Origin of the sequence: Imperialibacter sp., assembly GCF_040222815.1 — a bacterium.
Classification (GTDB): Bacteria; Bacteroidota; Bacteroidia; order Cytophagales; family Cyclobacteriaceae; genus Imperialibacter.
This window is the reverse complement of the sequence record NZ_JAVKCH010000004.1, coordinates 1-22,489: the sequence shown is the minus strand read 5'-3', so window position 1 is coordinate 22,489 and position 22,489 is coordinate 1. Positions and strand designations below refer to the sequence as shown.

Below are 22,489 nucleotides of genomic sequence, written 5' to 3'. Positions count from 1 at the left end.
ATTGTTAATACAATTTAAAGAAAAAGTGTAACCCATCTAAGAGTAAAAGAATTGAAAATAATTTTTTGAAGAAAAAATGTGATAATTCTTATATGCGTCAGGCATATACACTTGCAGGTGATTGAAAGGATAATTTAAGCGTCGAATATACACATAAAAGTTAAATATCACTGAGCTGGCTGTGTTGTCATCTAAATAGCAAAATGCTCCCGTTTTGACTTCTGGTGGCGTCGTCGCAGATGAAAACGTAGTAGTAAACACCCTGTTCCACCTCATTTCCATTGACCCTGCCGGCCCAATCGTTATTGTATGGTTTCTTCTCCAGAATGGCACGACCCCGGCGGTCGTAGATCACCACTTTACAGTCCTGGTTGAATTCGACATTTTCGACGCTCCAAAGGTCATCTATACCATCTCCATTGGGCGAGAAGGATTTCATTGGCTGGGGAGACTCGTCGGGTATTATGAATAAAGGAATGCTGGCCTGCACCTCACAACCATTGCCATCAAGGGCTGTCACCACGTAGAGGTATTCTCTTTGGTTGGATGCATTCAAAACATCGCCAAACTCATAAGTACCTGTTACAATCGGATTGCTGATAGTTGGGTCGTCCATGCCGGTTATCGGCGTCCAGTCAAGTATCTCCGAGGCTCCAGTAACATTGAACTGAGTAGTGTCAAATTCATCTATGACGGATCTGTTCGACACAGCCGTTATAGAGTTTGAGGTATCGAAGTTTACTATGTCCACTGTGCTGTTGATGATACACTGGGCATCATCAATAATTGTCAGGGTGTAGGTTCCTGGATCTATTACGCTAATAGCATTCCCAGTTTCTGAGGTACTCCATGCGTAGGACACAAAGTTGTCGGGCACTTCAAGAATCACTTCATTTTCGGGACATTTTTCAGTTCCATCTGGTGTTTCGATGGCTACAACAGGTAGGGCTCTTACTTCAATTGATTTTGTGGCTGAACTGACGCACCCGGCAATTTCATCATAGCCGGTTGTCAGGTTTACAATGGTTGTCCCTGCTGTTGCGAAGGTATTCGTTGCATTTGCGTTGGTGTTGTCTGTTGTTCCGTCACTTGTAAAATCCCAGGCGTAGTTAAGCGTGAGGCCGGCTTCCCCGGTAGATTCGGCAGTAAATTCGGTATCCACATTCACGCAAATGGCATCTACTGCCGTAAACTGACTCGCTGGAAGTGCCTTTTTTGTGAGCGCCACGGCCAGGCTTGTAGTGGCACAACCAGTTGCCGCATCCGAGATTTTTATCGCATAGTTGCCACTTGCGCTTGCTGAAAGTGATGTAGTAGTTTGACTGGCGATATCTGCTCCGTCAGCCACCCATTGGTAGTTATAGCCCGTATAGGAAGCGGCTGAAAGAGCTACTGTAGCATCCTCGCAGAAAAGTCCGCTGCCGTCGAATCTGACGGCCACCGGTGGAAGGCTTTTTATCTCAGCTCTTAGCTGCGTAGGGGGGCTCAGGCAGTCCGATGCGGTTACATAACGAAGGGTGTAGATTCCGGCCTTGGCAGGTTGAAAGTTAGCGACACTTAAAACTGCTTCTGTGGATGCGAATCCGTCGGGTCCTGTCCACTGGTAGGATTTAGCTCCGGCAATTGTACCATCAATTTGCAGTGTTTCTCCGGCGCAAATTGGAGAAGGGTCAACAACTCCAGGTGGAGTGGGAGGGGTTCCGCTTACGAGCAGTTGCGAAGAGTTGGCCGAATTGGCGTCACACGCTCCGTCGTTCGACTTGATATTGACTCTGATGAAGAGGCTGCCCTCGGGCAGGCTTGACAGGTTGAGAGATGATGAAGTTTCTGCCTGAGCCGTAAAGGGGCCAGAGGCACTGGAAGCGGTTTCCCATGTGTAGGTATGCCCTATGCTTTTTGTTGCCTCTACAGTGAAATCAGTGCCAGTACAAACAGTGGCACTGCTTGGTGTTATTGTTGGCGAAATACAATTTCTGTTGGCAATAACAATCAGTTCGTTATTTGTGATGCCGGCTGCCAGCAAGTCTGGCTTGCCGTCGGCATTTACGTCGGCGATCTTTACGTTTCGGGTTGCGGTTCCAGTGGCTATATTAAACCTTTCAAAAGTGAGGCCGGTCGTCGACGTATTGGCAAGGACGGTCATATTGTTACTAGTGGTGCTCGCTACCAGCAGGTCAAGCTTGCCGTCACCATTCAGGTCGCCAAGGTCAAGCCCCCAGGCGCCCGACGAGACACTAAATGAACTTGCGGCACCAAAGGAGATAGCGCCGCCCACTTCACTGGTTTGGTTAAGGATGACAGATACAGCATTGCTGGCAATCTGCGTTGTGGCAATGTCGTTCAATCCGTCTCCATTTAAGTCGCCAACCACAAGGTTGGCAAGGTTGCCAGAGACAGGTAGCGTGACCGAAGGGCCAAAGGCGATGGTGCCGGCACTGCTAATATTGGGCAGCACAAAAATGTTGGGTTGTTGAAGCGCACAAGCTACAATCTCAGGAAATCCATCATTGTTTAAGTCCTTCACGTCCAGGCCGAATGATCGACTGCCACCTATGCTGAATTGTGCGGGCTGAGCAGCAAAGCTGAGCGTGCCGACACTTGATGTGTTTTTGAATGCATCTATTTGATTATCAACCTGGTTGGAGGCAATTACCTCTGGCTTTCCATCCCCGTCAAGGTCAATAATGGAAATCCGGCCAACATTCTTTCGGTTTCCTGCCGCATCAGGCGGGAGTGTCAGCGAGATTGGTGACGCAAAGCTTATGGCTCCTACGGTACTTGTGTTGCGGAAAGCGAAAATTATATCACCTGGGGTTACACCGGCAATCGCTCGGGTGGCCAGCAAGTCTGGCTTTCCGTCTCCGTCTAAATCGCCGCAGGTGATACTCAACGTTGCTTCGTTAATGAGCAGAGAAGGCAGGTTGATTGTAGTAAAAGTAAGTGTGGAGATATCACTTGTATTTCTGTAAACAGGCACCCTTGAAGCCTGGTCGTTGTTATGTGAACTTGCTGCATCAATCACCCCGTCGCCGTCAAAATCACAAGCGCAGAGGTCATACATGCCGTTTTGACCAGAAGCGAACTTTGCTGAGGCATCGACCGATGCTGATAGAAATGAAGTGCCGCCAAAACTCAATGTGAAAAACTCGGATGAATAGCCGATCAGGCCGTTGGTAAGATTGGTCACCGATACATTGCCAAAGGTTGCATTGCCAGGGACGGTCACCTCAAGTAAGTTGGTTGAGGCGTAGGTGACAGTGCCGACACCGGCGCCAAACCGCACCTTGATGTTAGCTGCGGAGGTTGGGAAATTAATGCCCGAAATAGTGAGTTTGTCACCTGCCGCCGCCGTAGTTTTATCCAGGTTTGTGATGAAAGGCCGCTGGGCCATCACGTTGAAAGCAAAGAACAGTAAACTGACTATCGTTAACACAATCCGCCTCATATCCATTTTCTGATTTCTGACACTACGATAAAATTTCCCTGAACTCAAAGCTTGTTTTGATGTCCACCTGATGGGGTTAGACGACAATTTAAAATGGCTGTTAATCATCTTCATTATCATTTAACGGTATATACCCATGCCTTGCTTAATGTGGGACTCTTTCTCAACCTGTCTCTTTCCTTTTCAGCTTGTGGCAAACTTTGCGAACTGTAAATCTGCACGTAGTACAAGTTTTTGGGTGAGTGATAGCCTACCTGAGTAAAATAACCCTCATCCAATAAGGTGTCGCTATAGTTTTGGGCGTTGTCGAAATTGGCAAATGCCCCAACTATCACATAATTGCCAGGGGCCATTTCCAGAAGGTTTCTACCACTTCGTGGCGTTGGCGTAGTCGGAGTGGCCACAGGCACAGTTTCAGTGTTTTCAACATTCCGGGGAGCAGCACTTACTCTCGTCACTGGCTCATATTGAACAAGCAACTCCTGACTCCCGTCGGCATGAATTTTTTTCACAGTGAATCCCATTTCTTTCTGCCCTGAACTTCCAACCCTAACCAATGGCTTTTCTCCTTCTTCTGCAATTTCCCATTGCTCGCCGGTGGTTTTGTCCGGTGCAGGTACCCAAATCGTGGATTCCTCCACATCACCATTAGGGAGAGTGTTTCTGAACAAATAGCCAACCTGATCTTCTCCTTTAATCGTTCTTGTCGGCTTGTTACCGGTGTTGCTTACAAGGTTGAAGTTGTTGTTCGGGTCTGTCTCCTCTTTTCTTCCCTGCACACCAATTTTCACACCCTGTTTCCTTAAATCCTCTTTAAGGAGTGCTTCACTCGAATAAGCAGGAGACCATACAGTAGACACCTTTGATGGAAGACCCGGCCCTGAAACTCGCCATTTCAAACCGACTTCTTTCTGTCCATTTGGGGCAGTTCGCTCTTCCATGTCGTCAATAGAGTTGACAAGCGACCACCTTTCTTCAGAGTTGAAATCAGCTACAGGAATAAAGCTTACTGTGTACTCAGTGTTTCCCTGGGCGTTTTTTCGGGAGAGTGTTATGCCCTCTTCTTTTACGCCGTTAACTTCTCTTTCTATGGGCGCTCCCTCGTTTTCGGAAACATAAATCCAGTTCGTTGTTTTTGGTGCGGCGGCCACGTTAGGAGTGGGCTTAGGTGCTTCTTTTTTCACCACCGGCTCGTATTCTACCATCAAGTCCTCAGTGCCGTCGGGGTGGATTCGCTTGAGAATTACGCCAAGCTCTTTTTCGCCATTGGGCCCAACTCTCACCGCAGGCTTCTCGTTAGGATCCGCCAATTCCCACCTTTCGCCAGTATTTGGATCGGGAGCAGGCACCCACACAGTAGTTTCCTCTACCGTTCCGTCTGCCAAAGTATTTTTGAATACAAAGCCTACCTGCCTTTCACCGTTAACCGTTCTTTCGGGCATAGTTGAGCGGCTACTTGTCAGTGCAAAATTATGAGCGGCATCTGGGTTTTGGCCAGTAGTCATGTCAACGCCAGAGGCGACCATCCCAGCCTTCATATCGGCTTCGGAGGTATAAACTGGGGACCAAATAATTTTGTCTTCTGTGGTGCCATCTTCGTGCTTCACACGCCAAAGTACACCAACCTCCTTTTGTCCATTGGCATTCACTCGCTCCTGCGCAGCTCCTGCATTATTTACCAGCGACCATGCTTCCTCTGACCCAAACTTCGCTTCAGGAATAAAGCTGACAATAAACTCCTTGTTTCCCTGGGCGTTCGTCCTGGTCAGTGTCACACCTTCTTCGGTTTGTCCGGCAGCATCTGTTCTTGCAATGGGCGCACCATTGTTTTCAGAAACGTACTGCCAGGCAGAGGCTCCTGCGGGCTTCTTTTCCTCTACAGGTTTTTCAGGCGTGTCGTCAGCCAGCAGCGCACTCTTCTTCTCTTCCGGCTTAGTATTGTTCAAGGCCTGTAGCCTTTCTTCTTCACGTTTTTTCCTTGCCTCTTCAAGCGCTAATTGCCTGGCTGCTTCTTCATCTCTTTCCGCTTTTGACTTCGAATGGCTCTTTATGAAGGAAGAAACATGCTCAGCGTGCTCTTTTCTGGTGCCCAGGTGAAGCCCCAGGTGTATTTCATGAGATCCGGTGGAGAAAGTTGCCAGGTCAGAAGAAGGCAAATCATAAGCATAGCCAACCGCCAGACGCTCCGCTATTTTTATACCTGCCAGTCCCACAAAACCGGCATCTTGCCGATACGAAGCACCCACCCACACAAGGTGCTTGATATGAAAGATGTTGGTGACTTCGTACTGGCTATTGCCGACTCCAGAATATTTATATAGTAAATGCGGCTCCCAGGCAAGGGCATCGTCAAAAAGACTCTGACGATAATTGGCCTTGAATAATATATTGTCGATGGGCGTAACTCTGACCGGGCTAAGCGTTTTTTGACTGAGTACGTCGTGACTGATGAGGCTTGGTAATGAAAAACCGGCATTGAACTTGCCAAAGTGATAGGTGACACCAAAGTCGCTCCTCATATAAAAATTATTATCGAGCAGGTTAACCAACGCAGGGTCAGAACTGTTGCCAATGGCGTCCAAATCTACCGCATTGTTTCCCGCACCTAACGAAAGACCGAACCTCAAATAGTGTTTCCTGTCGAGAGGCAGCAGGTAGCCGCCGGTTACTCTGAATGAATTATCCGTCAACGGCCCTTGCCTGTCCGTACTAATTTCACCTCCCAGTGCGAGTCGGTTTTTTAAAGGGGTATGAAAAACCACGTGGGAATATTGAGGGGCTCCTTCAATGCCAACCCATTGTTGCCGGTGCATAAAATAAACAACAGTATGCCCTTCAATACCCGCAAAAGCAGGGTTGTAGAGGTAGGGATTCATGAAGAACTGGCTATAAACAGGTACTTGCTGGGCTTCTGATAGAAAAGGTAAAAAACTCAGAAAAAGCCAAAGTATACGTTTTCTCATGTCAACGCTATTGGATAATATTACTATTCTTTTAAACCAGTTCTCAGTAGCGGGTCAAAAGCAGATAGAAAACAGAAATCGAAATTTATCAAAATTAATTTACAGCTTATAATAATCTTTACAGAACCGGCCTAAAAAAGGCAATTCCTAAAGAACAGCACTCACTTTTAACGCAAGCTAGCGAGATTTATTCTTATAGTAAAATTTCAACTTCAAATTAGATTTTTTTAATTTGAGAGTAAAAATCTGTTTTTAAACCCTAAATTTCGGATAATTGAATAAATCGCCTTCAGGGTTTTCTATGACAAGAACCTCATTTGTTATTCTAGTTACTTTATTTTTAAGCAGTTACCTGGCAAAAGGGCAGATATTGACCGGGCCAAAGGTTGGGATCAACCTCTCCACTATGCATTTCGACGAGAAGCAATATACCCGGGACTACGAGACCGTTTGGAGACCAGGGTTTAGTGGCGGGTGGGTGTTCAACTATTCTGCTTCAAAGTCGACTGTGTGGTCGTTCCATGGAGAATTGTATTATTCCACAAAAGGGAGGACTATTCAGAAAAGAGGTTTGGACTACGTGAAAAACGTAACACGATTCCATAATATCGATATGCCAGCTATGTTCAGGGGCACTTTTCAAATGGGGTCGCTCAAATGGTACGTGAATGCTGGCCCCGCCCTAAGCTATTGGGTGTATGGAAATGGTCAGATATCGTCATCCGAACTGGATGAGGGGAAGGTGGGTACGGTGAATTACCATTATGATTTCACAAAATATGATTCCCCACGCCCGGATGAAAGAGACTATCCAATCGCAAATGGTATCATAGAAGTGCCAAATGCCAACAGACTACAGGTGGGACTCAGTTTTGGAGGTGGTTTTGAGTTTCCAGTGCTGGAGGATCAAATTGTGCAACTCGATTTCAGGTACAATATGGGTCATACCAATATTGGGGAAAAGGAAGATAACTTCTTCGGGCTTAATAAGTACAAAGAGAATTTTGAAGGCTCAAACCGGAACGTTGAAATATCACTGGCGTTTTTGTTAGACTACAATACACAGCTCAGGAAAAAAGGCCGCAGCACAAGCAAAGTAAAATGATATGAGAATAAGTGAATTTGAGTTTGACGAAAAGAGTATTGGGAAGGTGAAGGAAGAGATGAAAGCGCTTGATTCCAATTATGTGATCAACGAAACCGACGACAACTCAGACGACTATTTGGAGTTTCTTTTTGTCGGCAAACACAACGGTGCAGAAATGTTGTTTGATGCTGCCTTGTATACTTTACAGCTACATCACGAAAGTGAGTTGTATGATGAAGCTGAAAAGCAAGCCATGAAGAGGTTCCCGGAGTACAGGGATTTGGTCAACAAAGGAATAGAGATTCGTGAAGGTGTGTTGCCGGCAAAACTTGAAGAAGAAATAGGCATTTTCATAACTGAGACAATGCTTGATCTCGAAGAGGAGGAGTCAGTAAAGGTGAAAGAGCACATGGAACTGGACGAGGAGCTTGAAGCCCGTGTGGGAATCGATGTCTGCCTCAACGTAGATAAAGTTACTCCAGCGGTGGTTGAAAAGTTTATCAGCGACTTTAACTCCGGTCAGCTCAGGCTTGATCCCACACTCTACAGCTTCGAATCGGATGAAAGCGACGACTAATTAAAAAAAAGGCGGCATGCTTCGAGTGGCCTGGTCAAAGGCGTACAACCATCCGCTACCTGACAAGCACAGGTTTCCGATGATGAAATATGAGCTGCTTCCGGAACAACTCATTTACGAGGGGACTATCAAAGAAAGTCAGTTGTTCATCCCCGGGCGCCTCCAAACTGAACAAATCCTCCGGACACACGACGCCAACTACTGGCAGAGGTTAAGCAGCCTGAACCTCTCGTCAGCAGAAGTAAGAAAAACTGGTTTTCCGCACTCCGAGGTACTTATTGATCGAGAAGTAAACATTGCGGCTGGCACTGTTGAGTGTTGTCAACATGCGTTGAAGCACGGTGTGTCATTCAATATTGCCGGAGGCACACACCATGCCTTTACCGATAGGGGAGAAGGTTTCTGTCTGTTGAACGACATGGCCATTGCAGCCAGCGATCTGCTGGCAAATTCCCTTGCCTCAAAAATCCTGATGATCGATCTGGATGTTCATCAGGGCAATGGAACCGCTCAAATATTTACCGGAAACAAACAGGTGTTTACGCTGAGCATGCATGGTGCCAGAAACTATCCTGCCAGAAAGGAGCAGTCGTGCCTCGATATTGGGCTGGCCGACGGTACTGACGATAAGCTGTACCTTAAACTACTTGAGGCGAACCTTAAGAGCGTTTTGGATGACTTTCAGCCTGACTTCGCATTTTATCAGGCTGGTGTTGATGTGTTGGCCACCGACAAGCTGGGTAGACTGGCCTTGAGTCAATCAGGATGCAAAGAAAGAGATCGGTTGGTCTTGCAGCTTTGCAAAGAATGTGGGCTCCCCGTAGTGGTGACCATGGGAGGTGGTTATTCTGAAAAAATCACTGACATTGTGGAGGCGCACGCCAATACTTTCAGGCTCGCACAGGATATTTACTTTTGACCCAAGCTTACAATTTTGCCAGAAAATAGCTTAATTCAATAATGAACGAGCGCAAGCTTTTCAGAGAAAGCGTTTTCATCACACTTGCTTTTGTAGGGGTGCTGTGGTGTATCAAGTCATGGGAGTACGCAACTTCAGTTGACCTGTCTTTTCTTGGCATATACCCCAGGACTTTGAAAGGCTCTCTGGGGATTGTTACGTCCCCGTTTATCCACGGCGATATTCAGCACCTGCTCTCCAATACGTTTCCTCTTGCGATCCTTGGGGTAGGGCTTTTTTTCTTTTTTAGAAAGATAGCCTTCGAGGTTTTTGTTATTGTGTACCTGTCTACCGGCTTTTGGGTTTGGACAACAGCCCGCCCGGCTTTTCATATCGGTGCCAGCGGTATTATTTACGGGTTGGTTTCCTTCCTTTTCTTTTTCGGGCTTATCAAGCGGGATGCGAGGTCGTTGGCTGTAAGCATGATTGTTGTTTTTCTTTACCACGGCCTGTTTGCAGGCATTTTTCCTTTTTCAGACCAGATAAGCTGGGAGTCACATCTATTTGGTGGCTTATCGGGGCTTTTTTGCGCCATTCATTTCAGAAACAAAAATGTTGCGGAAGAAGCATTAACGGCAAACCAGGCCATTCAACATGATGAGAACGCCGGGGCGGATCCAACGGGTGATAGCGTTGGGATTCCCGGTGCTGTGCCAGATAAGGTTCAAATACCTCCGAGCCTTCAGATAAGATTCACAAATTCGACTAAAAACGAAGAAGACGCCAGCGACGATATTATCTCATTGCATTAACCATTGCTGTTCAAATAGTTTCTATATATTTGCCGCTTCTTAATCAAAACTAGAGCGTGAAAAATCTATCCACTGTACTTAGTGTCGTCCTTTTAGCAGCAGTTGCTGTGTTGTTTTATCTGGTGCTTAGCAATAAGAATGCATCTTCAGAACCTGAGGTAGCTAGTCTTGATTCTTCCATTGACAGAATCAGTGGAGATCTTTCGATTGCCTATGTCAACTCAGACACGCTGCTGAGTAAATATGAATATTTCAAGGATATCAGCAGTGACCTCGAAAAAAAGAGAGCGAAGTTGGAGTCTGAGTACAGGAATCGGGCGGAGGGCCTCCAGAGAGAAATACAGAACTTCCAGAACAGTGCCCAGAACATGACGATGAACCAGGCCAGGGCCAAGGAGGAGGAACTCACTGTTAAACAGCAAAACCTCTATCAGTATCAGCAAACACTGGGACAGCAGTTGGTTGAAGAAGAGACCAAGCTCAACGAACAACTGTATAATGCTGTGAGCGGCTACCTGTCTGAGTTTAGCGGAAGTAACAAATACCACCTTGTTTTAACCTATACGAAGGGGAGCGGCGTTCTTTATGCCGATAAGAGACTCGACATTACCGATGAGGTAATTAAAGGGCTGAACAAAGCGTACCTGCAGTCGAAGGGCGTCATCCCCTCTGACAAAACTGATTCTACTGCCACCACCAAATAGGCGTAATCTATTAAATAACACTTTTTTTTAGAGCCAATTGGCTGTTGAAATATTTTTATGTAGAATTGTAATTGTATTTGTTGGCTATTTTTTGGACGCTGCCCTGTGAGCCGACATCTTATTGGTTGTATGTTTCCTTAAGACGATTTTTTTTGGTACTTTGGCAGTATTCTGGTGCATTCTGTGCGCCGGAAATGTCAACCTAACTATACTGATACGTGCTGCAGGCTTTCTTAAAATTTTTAGGAGGTGAGCCAGGCGAGGAGAAGCAGATGTGGCTGCTCCTCGGTAAAGGCTTTTTTATGGGTATCTTCCTGGCTACCTATACGGTTGGCGCAGAAACGCTGTTCATCAGCCGAATGGGAGAGGGTTTGTTGGGAATCGCCTTTTTTACTGGTGGGTTCTTAGGCATCGTAAGTACCATTGTTTTTGTTTCCCTCCAACGCAATATTAATTTCTCGAGTCTCGCCATTACCAATACCTTCTTGATCCTGGCGTATGTTACCTTACTGAGAGGAACATATGAGTTTTACGATAGTCCCTGGATCAGTTTTGCCTTCTTTGTGATGATGGGCCCCATAACTGCAGTTACACTGCTGACTTTTTGGGGTGTCTTTGGCAGAATGTTCAATCTGAGAGCCTCCAAGAGAATAATGGGAGGGATTGATACAGGTCAGCTTCTGGCGACTTGTCTTGCTTTCTTTTCAATTCCAGGGTTAAGGAGACTTCAGTTGATAAATGATACAACTGATTTGTTGTTTATTTCCATTGCCGGTGCCTTCGGTATTTTTATTTTTACTCTTCTTATAGTTAAAAATTACAACCTTGATGGTGCGACCAAAAAGGTTTCCAGGGAGAGGCCAAATACCAGCTATTCCGACCTATTCAAAAGCAAGTACCTGGGGCTGTTGTCAATGTTTTTGATTTTTTCGGCGTCAGCCAACGTATTTGTTGAATACAGCTTTTATGAGTCGGTGAACGTTATGTACCCGAACGAAACGGAACTCTCCAACTTTTTGTCGTTCTACGACGGGTCGATCATCGTTATTAGCTTCATTATTCAGAGCTTTCTCAACGATCTTATCATAGGTAAATTTGGACTGAAAGTATCGCTTATGGTAATGCCGATTGTACTCGCCGGACTAACAATAGGGGCCATCGTATCGGGGCATATTTTTGGTTTCGAAGTAAAAAACGAAGAATACATCTTGTTCTTTCTTTTTACCGGACTAGCCAGACTTTTGACTGCCTCCCTGAAAGACGCTTTGGAAAACCCGGCCTTCAAGATATTCTTCTTGCCTCTGGATATTAAAATCCGGTTTGATATTCAATCCAGGGTTGAAGGTGTAGTGAATGAATTTGCTGCACTCATCTCAGGCGCCGCATTGATTGGTCTGGGTTTGCTGAGTTTCTTCAAATTGATTCACTTTTCGTACATCATCATCTTTTTGGCAGTTGGTGTCATATACGTAGCCGTGAAACTCTACGATGAGTATAAGGGAACATTGAAAATTACTTTAACAAGGCAAAAGGAGGCACTTGGATCCAAAGGGAAGAAGAATGAGAATAGTACAGTTAATGTCCTTCAGAGAGAATTTGATGAGCACAATGCAGAGAGTATTATTCTGTCGATGAAGTTATTTGAAAAGTTGGAACCGATAGAATTCAGAAAGATTCTGGTGGAAACGCTCAAGAGCCCTCATCCAGAGGTGCGAAAATATGCCTATGCCAAGTGCAGGCAGGTAAATAACTTTGAGAAGCTGGCAGAAATCAAAAAGCTGGCTTCCTATGAGCAAGAAGAGCAAATAAGGAACCTGGCGATAGAAGTAATTGCGTTCCTGCAGTTGGCTGAAGACTACAAACTGAACGAGGTCAGTATTAGAAAACTTGTTAGATCTGTTGACAAGGATGATCGGGTATTCGCAGCTCAGGTATTGGCAAAATTGGACGAAGAAAAGTATATCCCGTTGCTCGTGGAGCTTGCCAGAGACATCAATGTTAATGTAAGGACAGCAGCCATTGCTAGTGCCGGAATTAATAAGTGGCCGGAGCTTTGGCCCATTTTGATTGAGAACCTTCATGTGCCTATTTATTCTAACGTTGCCAAGGCAGCGTTGACGGCCGGGGGGGAAGCGACCTTGCATACCGTGGATACCGCTTTTTACAAAACCGGGCAGCAAGGCAGTACAATGTTCAGAGTTGTGCAGATTCTTGGACGAATAGGCGGCCCCGAGGGGGTTGAACGCCTCTGGAAAAAGATTGACTTCCCTGATAAAGCCATCGTTTCAGAAATCTTGTTATCGCTAAGCTATATTGGCTACCACGCCAAGGACTTTCAGGCGGCACGAATCAAGATTCAGATCGAGGCTGAAATTGGTGACTTGGCCTGGAATATTAAAGTGCTCACTGAAATTCCAACTGAAAATGAAACCGACCAATTGCTCGTTCAGGCAATGGAAGAGGAGAATGCCCAAAACTATGATGATATTTATATGCTTTTGGCGCTTATCTACGACTCTCAGGCTGTGGAGCTTGTCAAAGAGAATATCAATGTAGGCACCAGTGAAAGCGTCACGTTCGCAGTCGAAATGCTCGATATTATCCTGGAGGATGAATTGAAGCCAAAGTTATTTCCGGTTTTCGACGAACTCAAACCCCAGGACAGGTTGAGCCAACTCAATGACTTCTATGCACCTGAGACTTTTAGAGGTTATGAGGACTTGCTCCTTTCCATAGTCAACAGGGATTATAACCACATAAACAGGTGGACCAAGGCAGTGGCATTGTACAGGTTGTCCATGATGGATGAAACAAAAGTTTCAGCAGATCTTATTGCCAATCTTTTCAACCCGGATAAGCTCATTCTTCAAACATCTGCCTGGATCATTTATCAAAAGGACAAGGCAGAGTATCAGCGTCACACCAGAAGAATACGCCCGGGTGTTAAGAAAGACCTGGACAGGGCCATAGTGCCGCCAACATTTGTTGAGACTGAGGAGGATCTGCACATGAAGATGCTGCTCATTGAGAAGGCTGTGTTTGTGAAGGGATTGGATTTATTCAAAACGATCCCTGGCTCAGTGTTAACGGACGTGGTAGACGCCTCAGAAGAAGTAAGAATGAGGGAAGGGGTAACCTTCATCAATAAAGGAGATAATGGCAATGCACCAATTTACATTATTGTAAAGGGCAGTGTGCTTGAACAAGACGACAATGGGCGTGAGAGAACACTGGGCAGTAGAGATGTGATCGGTTTCAATAAATTGGTTGAGACAGACCAATTTGAATACAACTATACAACGACCAGCGAGGCGATCTTTTTGACTATTTCAATGGAGGCACTGTTCGATTTAATGAGCAAAAACATTGAGATGGTTGAGGCAACACTTTTGTCAGTGAAAGACTCTGACCAGATCGAGGCGGAAGATGAGGTGATGGATGAAGAAAGACTGTTGCTTTTTAGTCAATAGTAGGACAATATTTATCGAGTTTTTAAAAGGAATATGAGATTTTGACCTAAAAAAAATGGCAGTTGGAAAAGAAATTATAATTAGTTTTTCCTCAGAAGATAACCATCCAAGGATAGCGGGCGACAGAGGCTGGGTGACGAGCTTTTGTAAGTTCCTCACCACACTTCTTACACAAATAATGAAGGAGGAGCCTCATGTGAGAATGATTGACGAAAATCAGCAGCACCCGGAGGAAATCGAAAAGGCAGCTGTTTTGATTGCCATACTGTCAAACAACTTCAAGGCAGACGCCAAACTGATAAAAGGCATTACACACTTTGGCGATAAGGCCACTGATGAAAAGAATCTAAGTCTTGCGGGGAAGTCAAGGATGTTCAAGGTGTTGAAACACCCGGTCGAGATTGACAGTGTCCTTCCCAATTACGAGGAAATTTTACCGTACGACCTGTTTCAGATCGATCCAATGACTGGTGAGGCGCAGGAATACACCCGGTATTTTGGCTCGGAGGCAGAGAGAAGTTACTGGCTGAAATTGGTAGATATGTCGTACGATATTTACCAGATCCTCGAAAAAATTGGATCCACAAAGAAGATTGCAAAAGATACGGTTCCGAAAGAACGCACAGTTTACCTGGCTAGCACAGGTGTAGATATTCTGATTCAACGAGACATTATCAAAAGGGAATTGTTGCGCCATGGTTACAGGGTGCTGCCTGAACAGTCTCTCCCGAAGGAAGCCAAACTGCTGGAGGCAATGGTAAAGGCGGATTTGGAAAAGTGCCGTTTATCCATTCACCTGATTGGGGAGGACTATGGTTATAAGCCGAAGGGCTCTGACCTGTCGATCGTAGATATGCAGAATAAGATAGCCTCGGAATATGTGCTGAAGGTAATCGAGCACAATAGTAAAAGTGCCAATAGAGAGCCTTTTTCAAGATTGATTTGGCTTTCACCCGACATGGTCAATGTGTCGGAGAGGCAAAAGATTTTTATTGAGGACTTAAAGTCTGATGCCGCTGCTGTTGAAGAAGCCGAGGTTCTTCAAATTACACTGCAAGAGCTAAAATCCATTGTAAGGGAGGAACTGCTTACCGGCGGAAGGTTCAAAACAAGGGATCATTACGCCAGGGAGGAGGAAGAGAGCAAAGGAGGGAAAATGATCTACCTGATTTGTGATAAATCTGACGCCGAGGCGGCTCAGCCCATTGCTAAGGCGCTGACTGCCAAAGGATGCGAGGTGATGACGTCCCTTTTTGATGGTGACCTGATCGATTTGCGATACCTGCATCAGGAAAACTTGAGACGCTGTGATGCTTCGCTGATTTATTTCGGAAAAGCCAATCATCACTGGATAAAAGCCAAGCTTCAGGATCTTTTGAAAGCACCCGGGTTTGGCAGAATTAAGCCCTTAAAGGCAAAAGCAATTTATGTGGCAGGGGAGGCCAAAGTGAAGGCTGAGGAGTTTAAAGAAGAAGGCACCCTGATTTTAACTGGTAACGGCGAATTCAAAGCCGATTCTTTAAAACCATTCCTGGAGAAAATTGAAAAGTAAATTATGAGCGCTAGCAACCTTGACCCCAACGAGTCCGACGGAAGACCTGATCAGGTTTCGTCTGGCACTATTTCAAGAGGTAGCACCACTACCTTGTTCAATCCATTCCCTGGCCTTAGGCCATTCGGTGTGGAAGAATCCCATCTTTTCTTTGGCCGTGAGGGCCAGAGTGATGAAGTCCTTGTAAAGCTGGCAGAGAACAGGTTCTCGGCAGTGTTGGGATCATCGGGAAGTGGTAAGTCGTCGTTGATGTATTGTGGACTGATTCCAACGCTCTACGGGGGATTCATGACACAGGCAGGCTCCAACTGGAAAATTGTGGTATTGAGACCGGGCGGGGGGCCGATCGACAACCTGGCAGAGTCGCTGGTAGAAAAGGACGATGAATACGCAGGGCTGGAAGAAGAGGAACGGCTGATAAGGAAGACGATTACCGCTACCGTGCTCAGGAGTAGTTCTCTCGGACTGGTTGAGGCGGTTAAGCAACTAAAAAAATCGGAAGATGAGAACATCCTGATCCTTGTCGATCAGTTTGAAGAACTCTTCCGCTATAAGAAGACTGAAAGTATGACTTCGTCTCAGGACGAGTCTTCTGCATTCGTGAACTTGCTGATGGAAGCAGTTCATCAGTTCGATGAGCCTATTTACGTCACCATCACCATGCGGTCCGACTTCATAGGTGAGTGCGCAGTTTTTCCGGAGCTCACACAAATGATCAACGACAGCCACTACCTCATCCCGCAAATGACCAGGGATCAGAAGAGACTGGCGATTGAAGGCCCGGTGGCCGTGGGTGGAGGTACCATCGCACCTCGTTTGGTACAACAGCTGTTAAACGACGTGGGAGACAACCCCGATCAGCTACCCATCCTTCAGCACTCCCTGATGCGAACCTGGTCATTCTGGGCTGATAATCACAAGGAAGCCGAGTCAATGGACATCCGGCATTATAATGCTATTGGTACGCTGAAAGAGGCGCTGTCGCAGCATGCCAACGAGGCCTACGACATGCTTTCCAAAAGGGAGAAGCAGATATGCGAGACCATGTTCAAGGCGCTCACCGAACGGGGATCAGAAAACCAGGGCATTAGAAGGCCAACAAAGCTGAGTGTCATTGCGTCCATTGCTGGCGTAACCGAGGACGAGGTGTACCGGGTGGTCGATAAATTCCGTGAACCAGGCAGGTCTTTGCTGATGCCACCTCATGGCAAACAGCTGGAATCTGAGACAGTAATTGACATTTCTCATGAAAGCTTGATGCGCATCTGGACCAGGCTGAAGTCGTGGCTGGATGAAGAAAGCAGGTCGGCTGAAATGTACCTCAAGCTGTCGGAGTCGGCGGGAAGGTATCAGGAAGGACGGGCCGGTCTTTGGAAAATGCCCGATTTGCAACTGGCCCTCAACTGGCAGGAGGAAAACAGACCTACGCTGGTGTGGGGTCAAAGGTACAACACAGCTTATGAGCGTACGATTGTTTTTCTTGAAACGAGCAAGCGTGCCTACGAAACCGAGCAAAGAAACAAAGAGCTTCTCCAGAAGAGGCAGATACGCCGGTCCAGGATCTTTGCACTTGTGCTGGCTGGTGCTGCGCTTGTGTGTATTTTCATGATGATTTATGCGTTTATTTTGGCGGCTGAGGCGACCAAGCAAGAGGCACTTGCTGTTACCGAGGCTGAAAATGCAAAAATTGCTCAGGCCGATGCTGAAAAGCAACGGGGATTGGCAGTGGAATCTGCGAAAGACGCCAACGATCAACGGGAAAAGGCCGAGCTAGCCACTACCGAGGCGATTGAACAAAAAAACGAAGCAGAACTACAAAGAAGAAATGCTGAGGATGCTACATTACAGGCTGAGGCTGCCAGAAAGGATGCAGTGATTGCACAGGAGGAAGCCGTAAAGCAAGCAACAATTGCCAACGAGCAAAAAGACCTTGCCACGGCTGCCAGAGTACAAGCGGACGAAGCGAGAAAAAATGCAGAAGATCTTCGTTACCAGGCCATTGCGCAGTCCATGGCGATCAAAACCGCACAGGTGAAGGATACTACCCGAAAGACGCTAATTGCCATGCAGGCATTCAACTTTTTTAGAGAATATAGTAACAAGCCGTACAACGGTGATATTTATCAGGGTCTCTACAACGCATGGACAACGGAGAACGGGGCGGACGTTGTAAAATGGAAGGGACATACTGGTGGAGTTAAGTCGGTAGTTTACAGTAAAGACGGTCAAAGTATGTACACAGCCGGGTCTGATGGAAGAGTGCTGAAGTGGAACATGTCCAACCACGCCAGAGAAGGGGTTGACGTGCTACCCGTTCCAAATTCCAGCATAAACAGGGTTGTAGCCGTCAGCCCCGATGAAAAATATCTGGCGGTTGGCAATGAAGACCATATACAGCTAATTGAACTCTCTAACCCTGAAGCATCCAACTTACTTGACGCACATGGAGGCACGGTATATGATTTGGTCTTCCTGCCTGATGCGAGTGGATTTGTGTCAGCAGGAACCGATGGGAAAATTCAAAGAAGCAATTTCTCTTCTTTTTCTTCGATTGCGAGCCTTGATCAGCCAGTGAAAAAGCTGGCGATCAGTGACGATGGAAAAACACTTGCGGCAGGAGGGACTGATGGCAATGTATACTTATACAACATGGCTAATAATAGCCTACAGGCCACAATTGTCAATGCCGACAATGTTCCAATCACCTCGGTGGCCTTCAGCCGAAACGGACAGTTTCTGGCTTATGGCGATCAATCCGGCAGAATCGTCATTCAGGATATCGTTGCAAAGACGCCTCTGGCGGAGTTAAATGGCCATGAAAGTACAGTCTCGGACCTTGAATTCAATGGGCTTACCACCCTGCTGGCATCATCAGGTTGGGACAAAACGGCAAAGCTTTGGGTGCTTAACGACATTTTCGGATTGCCTACGATTTTGAATGACCACGGCGACTATGTCAACGCTGTTTCATTTTCTCCCGATGGTCATTATTTGGCTTCGGCGAGCAATGACAAGTTCCTGAGGGTGTGGCCCACCAAACCCGACATGATTGCTGCTGGATTGTGCAACGAAATTGACCGGAACCTTGACCAAACAGAATGGAACCAATATGTTGGCAGCGACATCGAATACGAAATTACCTGTCCGGATTATCCAAGCGGGGCTGAACAATAAAATGATGAAGGATACAAAGAGAAATGTGTTACTGGTAATCGCTTTGTTTAGCGTTTTCATTGTTCTGACTTCCAGAGGGACATTTGCGCAGAGCGTTGTTTGTACTCAAAATTTGGATCGGGCGCAAGCGATGTTTGATATCGGCGACCTTCCTGGCATTCCAACTTTACTAATGCCTTGTATTAAAGGTGGAGGCTTTTCTAAAGAAGAGACGATAAGGGCGCTTGAGATAATGACAGAGACTTACCTCTACCAGGACGATCTGGCCAATGCCGATATTTGGATGATTGAACTGTTAAAGGCAGACCCAGAACATAAGCTGGATCCTTCTTTGGATCCGCAGGAAATCATTTTGCACAAGGAGAAATTCAGGTATAAACCTATTTTTAGGGTGAGTGGCAGTATTGGGTTGAACCGGAGTTCCTATAGGTTGATAACAAGTTACTCTCTTTGGTCAGAAGATGATCAGTCGGTTTATACGCCCGGCATACAATTCAATGGGTTTGCCCAGATCGAGAAAGAGGTATATCCCGGCTTCGATGTGGGCCTGGGCTTAGGCTATGTGTTGAAGACATTTTCGGCAGAAAGTGAGGTAATATACGGCAAGGCCGCCAGCGACGCATCTGACCCACTGGCTGTTGCGCAAGGTTTGGGTAACCTGGCTACTTACTCAGAGAACTACGCTGTATTGGAAGCTCCTGTTTTTGTAAAATACACCTATTATGGAGATGGAGAGAGAACATTCAATCCGTACGTTTTTGCTGGGATGAGTTTTGATTACCTGGTCAATGCCAAGCAGACCTCAACAAGAAGAGCGAATCAGTCAGAGCGTGATGGGGTGAAGGCGTCGGCTACACTCCCTGACCCCAACCTGGTAGCGGATGAACGAAGAAAAGCATTGACTTACTATGGTTTTGCCGGATTGGGCGTAAAAATCCGAAGAAAGACACATTTCTTTTTTGTAGAGGCCAGGTACAACTACGGCATGATGAACATCGTCAACGGTGATAATAGATTTCCGTCAGAAATCACCGCTGATGGAAATAAGCAGGAGAGTATTTTTAACATCGGTTTGGTCGACAATGATTTCACACTTGATGGCGTCACAGTTGTAGGTGGGTTTCAGCTATCGATCTACAATCCACAGAAACTAAAAGAGAAGAGACTTAAATGAAGAGGATATTAAGAGCGATGTGCTTTGCGGTAGTAGGTGGTTTAGCGGGATGCACACCTGAAGACCCCAACTCTTTAGCCCCAGATGAGGTTTTTGTTAAATATTTTGGCGGTGAGGGTATTGATAAGGGAGCAGACTTTGTCGTGAACCTGCAAGGGTCTGAAGTGGAAAACTATGCCATTTTCGGGTCAAGTGACAGCTATTTGCTGACAGAGCAAACTGGAAACACGGAGTGGGTTGTGCTTTTTGCAGATAAGGGTGGTAATCTCTTACCAAATGGCATCAGGCGTTTTCCTACGGCAGACTTTCTCCCATTATTGCCTTATTTTTCGTCCACGGGGAAAGTGACGTGTAGCCCGGTTCGAATAAAGAAGACAGCAAATGGGGGATACTTGCTTATTGGGTGGATCACCTATGGCAGTTTATATGAAAATGAAAGTACGAATAGTTTTCAACAATCTGCGATGCTGATAGTGAGGTTGGATGCCAACGGAAACTATGACCGTGTTTCAGATGTCCGGGTGTTTGGTAGCAGTTATAAAACAGTTGAGATAGGGTCGAGCGGATTATTTGATACATTATCACTTAGCCAAAAAGGGGCTGATATAGTAGAAATAGCCGATGGATATTTCGCTGTTGGTTCAACCGAAAATGTTGAGTTAAGAAATGCCCAGGTGCAGGACTTAAGTGATTTTTTCCTGGTGAAGCTTGATACAGACTTCAATACAGCATGGACGAAGAGCGAAGGAACGGCAGCCGATGATGTTGGGGTTGCTGTGGTAAGTATTCAAAATGGCAGCCAGGTGGTTATCGCCGGACAGACCAGAGGAAACAATCGATCCATGCTGAATGCTGCTATTGCAACAATTCCATTGCAGGGCTCAACAAGCCCTGTAAATATTGAATTTACGCAATCAGGAACTTCGGACGCTAATGAGCAGGTGGTTAGAATGCTAAAGTTGTCAGACGCTGACATCTTTTTGGTAGGGAACAGGTTGTCACTTACGATGCAAAATTTGACACCTTTTTTGATGAGAATTACTAGTGGTGAGATTCAGCTCTCAAGCCAAATAGATGTACCGGTTGGGGTTCAGGTGGCTGATTTTTATAGAACACTTGGTGGTAGATTCGTATATGCGGCTACTACAGCAGAAACGGATGAAGGCGGAGCTAATGGATCGCAGTTACTTCTCATGAGAACTGATGATTTTGGTGGCGAGACCAGCAATTTTGGTGAAGCCGGTTACCTGGGGCACAGGTATGGAGGAAGTGGCAATGACCAAGCCAATGCCATTGTTCAACTCCCGGACGGTAAGTTTGTCATGCTAACAACTATAGAAATTGATAACAACCCGCAGACAGTCATTGGTTTAATAAAAACCAATAAAAACGGTGTACTTGGGAAATAATTGTATAATTCCTGCATTTAATTTCACTTTTTGTTTATTTTTATTGATTGATCAATCCTCATTACCATGAGAAATATATATCGACACATTGGCCTGATTTTTTTAGCTGGAATGTTTTTTAGCGTTGGAGTATATGCCCAACCGACCTACAATAGTGCCAGTACGATTAGCGCAACGCAAGTAGAAATAACCTTCAACACCAGTTTGACAGCAATAGGGGCTACCGGATTATTCACTATTCCCGGTGTCAATATTACCGCAGCCATTGTTGATCCGGGAGACGATACGAAAGCGCTTTTAACTTGTGACCCATTTGGTACCGATTTTTCGTTACCGGCCGGGCCGGGAGGAATGTCACTGGCAGCGGGTGCCGTCAGTGATGCTGGCGGTGCCAGTGTGCTTCAGGACGAATTGGCCGTTGACGACGGTGCGGCTCCTGTGTTGTTAAGTGCGCAAACGACGAGTTTGACCAACATCAGGCTTACTTTTTCGGAAGATGTCACTGTATCAACCCCAGCGGGTACAGAATTTACGTCAGGAGATTTTACAGTGTCAGCGGCAACCTCAGCAGGCGGTGCACTGGTAGATTTAACTGTAGCCGGGATAGGCGATGGTGCTTTCAGCTCCACAGATTTGAATATAGCAGTTGACGCTGTAAAAGACGTAAGTGCTGGCACGATAGGCAATGCGACTGCATTGGGTCAGACGGTTGATGACGGCATCGCTCCAACTTTTGTAAGTGCCCAAACAACCAACCTGACCAATATCAGGGTGACGTTTTCGGAAGCTGTGACGGTTGTAACTGCCTCAGGAGCCGACTTTGCGATAGGTGGTGTGACGATAACAGGCGCTGCTTCTTTTAGTGCTACAGAAGTTGACTTAACAGTTGATCCGTTAAGCGGAACAGATTTTACATCGATAGATTTAGACATATCAGCCGGAGCGGTCGAAGACGGGGGGGCTAATCCAATTGCCTCTACACCGGATCAGATAATCACCGACGGTGCTGCTCCTGTGTTATTAAGTGCGCAAACGACGAGTTTGACCAATATCAGGCTTACTTTTTCGGAAGATGTCACTGTATCAACCCCGGCGGGTACAGAATTTACATCAGGAGATTTTACAGTGTCAGCGGCAACCTCAGCAGGGGGTGCACTGGTAGATTTAACTGTAGCCGGGATAGCCGATGGTGCTTTTAGCTCCACAGATTTGAATATAGCAGTT

At 46.2% G+C, this 22,489-nt stretch carries 13 protein-coding genes; 11 read left to right on the top strand and 2 right to left on the bottom strand.

Going from position 1 to position 22,489, the window contains the following annotated elements; genetic code table 11:
• Positions 1–187 precede the first annotated feature (187 nt).
• Positions 188–3,445 (bottom strand): FG-GAP-like repeat-containing protein, encoded by a 3,258-nt coding sequence (locus RIF36_RS01420; RefSeq protein ID WP_350128097.1) that lies wholly within the window; start codon positions 3,443–3,445, stop codon positions 188–190.
• Between the two features lie 116 nt (positions 3,446–3,561).
• Positions 3,562–6,408: a PorP/SprF family type IX secretion system membrane protein gene (locus RIF36_RS01415; RefSeq protein WP_350149254.1), complete on the bottom strand. Its 2,847-nt coding sequence runs from the start codon at positions 6,406–6,408 to the stop codon at positions 3,562–3,564.
• A 301-nt stretch (positions 6,409–6,709) separates the two neighbouring features.
• Between RIF36_RS01415 and RIF36_RS01410 the strand changes: the two genes are divergently transcribed.
• The 11 genes from RIF36_RS01410 to RIF36_RS01360 all read left to right on the top strand — a co-directional run.
• Positions 6,710–7,513: a porin family protein gene (locus RIF36_RS01410; RefSeq protein ID WP_151998682.1), complete on the top strand. Its 804-nt coding sequence runs from the start codon at positions 6,710–6,712 to the stop codon at positions 7,511–7,513.
• A 1-nt stretch (position 7,514) separates the two neighbouring features.
• Positions 7,515–8,072: a hypothetical protein gene (locus tag RIF36_RS01405; protein WP_350123479.1), complete on the top strand. Its 558-nt coding sequence runs from the start codon at positions 7,515–7,517 to the stop codon at positions 8,070–8,072.
• A gap of 16 nt (positions 8,073–8,088) precedes the next feature.
• Entirely contained in the window at positions 8,089–8,991 is a 903-nt protein-coding gene (locus RIF36_RS01400; protein ID WP_350123482.1) for a histone deacetylase family protein, read from the top strand.
• Positions 8,992–9,032: 41 nt separating this feature from the next.
• On the top strand, positions 9,033–9,782 hold the full coding sequence (locus tag RIF36_RS01395; protein ID WP_350123485.1) for a rhomboid family intramembrane serine protease: 750 nt from the start codon (positions 9,033–9,035) through the stop codon (positions 9,780–9,782).
• Positions 9,783–9,838: 56 nt separating this feature from the next.
• Positions 9,839–10,486: an OmpH/Skp family outer membrane protein gene (locus RIF36_RS01390; protein ID WP_350076007.1), complete on the top strand. Its 648-nt coding sequence runs from the start codon at positions 9,839–9,841 to the stop codon at positions 10,484–10,486.
• Positions 10,487–10,704: 218 nt separating this feature from the next.
• The gene (locus tag RIF36_RS01385; RefSeq protein WP_350123488.1) at positions 10,705–13,956 is read left to right on the top strand and encodes a HEAT repeat domain-containing protein; all 3,252 of its coding nucleotides are present in this window, start codon (positions 10,705–10,707) and stop codon (positions 13,954–13,956) included.
• A gap of 55 nt (positions 13,957–14,011) precedes the next feature.
• On the top strand, positions 14,012–15,508 hold the full coding sequence (locus tag RIF36_RS01380; protein WP_350089292.1) for a DUF4062 domain-containing protein: 1,497 nt from the start codon (positions 14,012–14,014) through the stop codon (positions 15,506–15,508).
• Between the two features lie 3 nt (positions 15,509–15,511).
• Positions 15,512–18,682 (top strand): WD40 repeat domain-containing protein, encoded by a 3,171-nt coding sequence (locus tag RIF36_RS01375; protein WP_350123491.1) that lies wholly within the window; start codon positions 15,512–15,514, stop codon positions 18,680–18,682.
• A 1-nt stretch (position 18,683) separates the two neighbouring features.
• Positions 18,684–19,856 carry an outer membrane beta-barrel protein gene (locus RIF36_RS01370; protein WP_350123494.1) on the top strand — a complete coding sequence of 391 codons (1,173 nt, stop codon included), beginning with the start codon at positions 18,684–18,686 and terminating at the stop codon, positions 19,854–19,856.
• The gene (locus RIF36_RS01365; RefSeq protein WP_350123497.1) at positions 19,853–21,265 is read left to right on the top strand and encodes a hypothetical protein; all 1,413 of its coding nucleotides are present in this window, start codon (positions 19,853–19,855) and stop codon (positions 21,263–21,265) included. The genes RIF36_RS01370 and RIF36_RS01365 overlap by 4 nt, the downstream gene beginning before the upstream one ends.
• Positions 21,266–21,331: 66 nt before the next feature.
• The coding region (locus tag RIF36_RS01360; protein WP_350149253.1) for a hypothetical protein at positions 21,332–22,489 on the top strand (1,158 nt) is incomplete at its 3' end.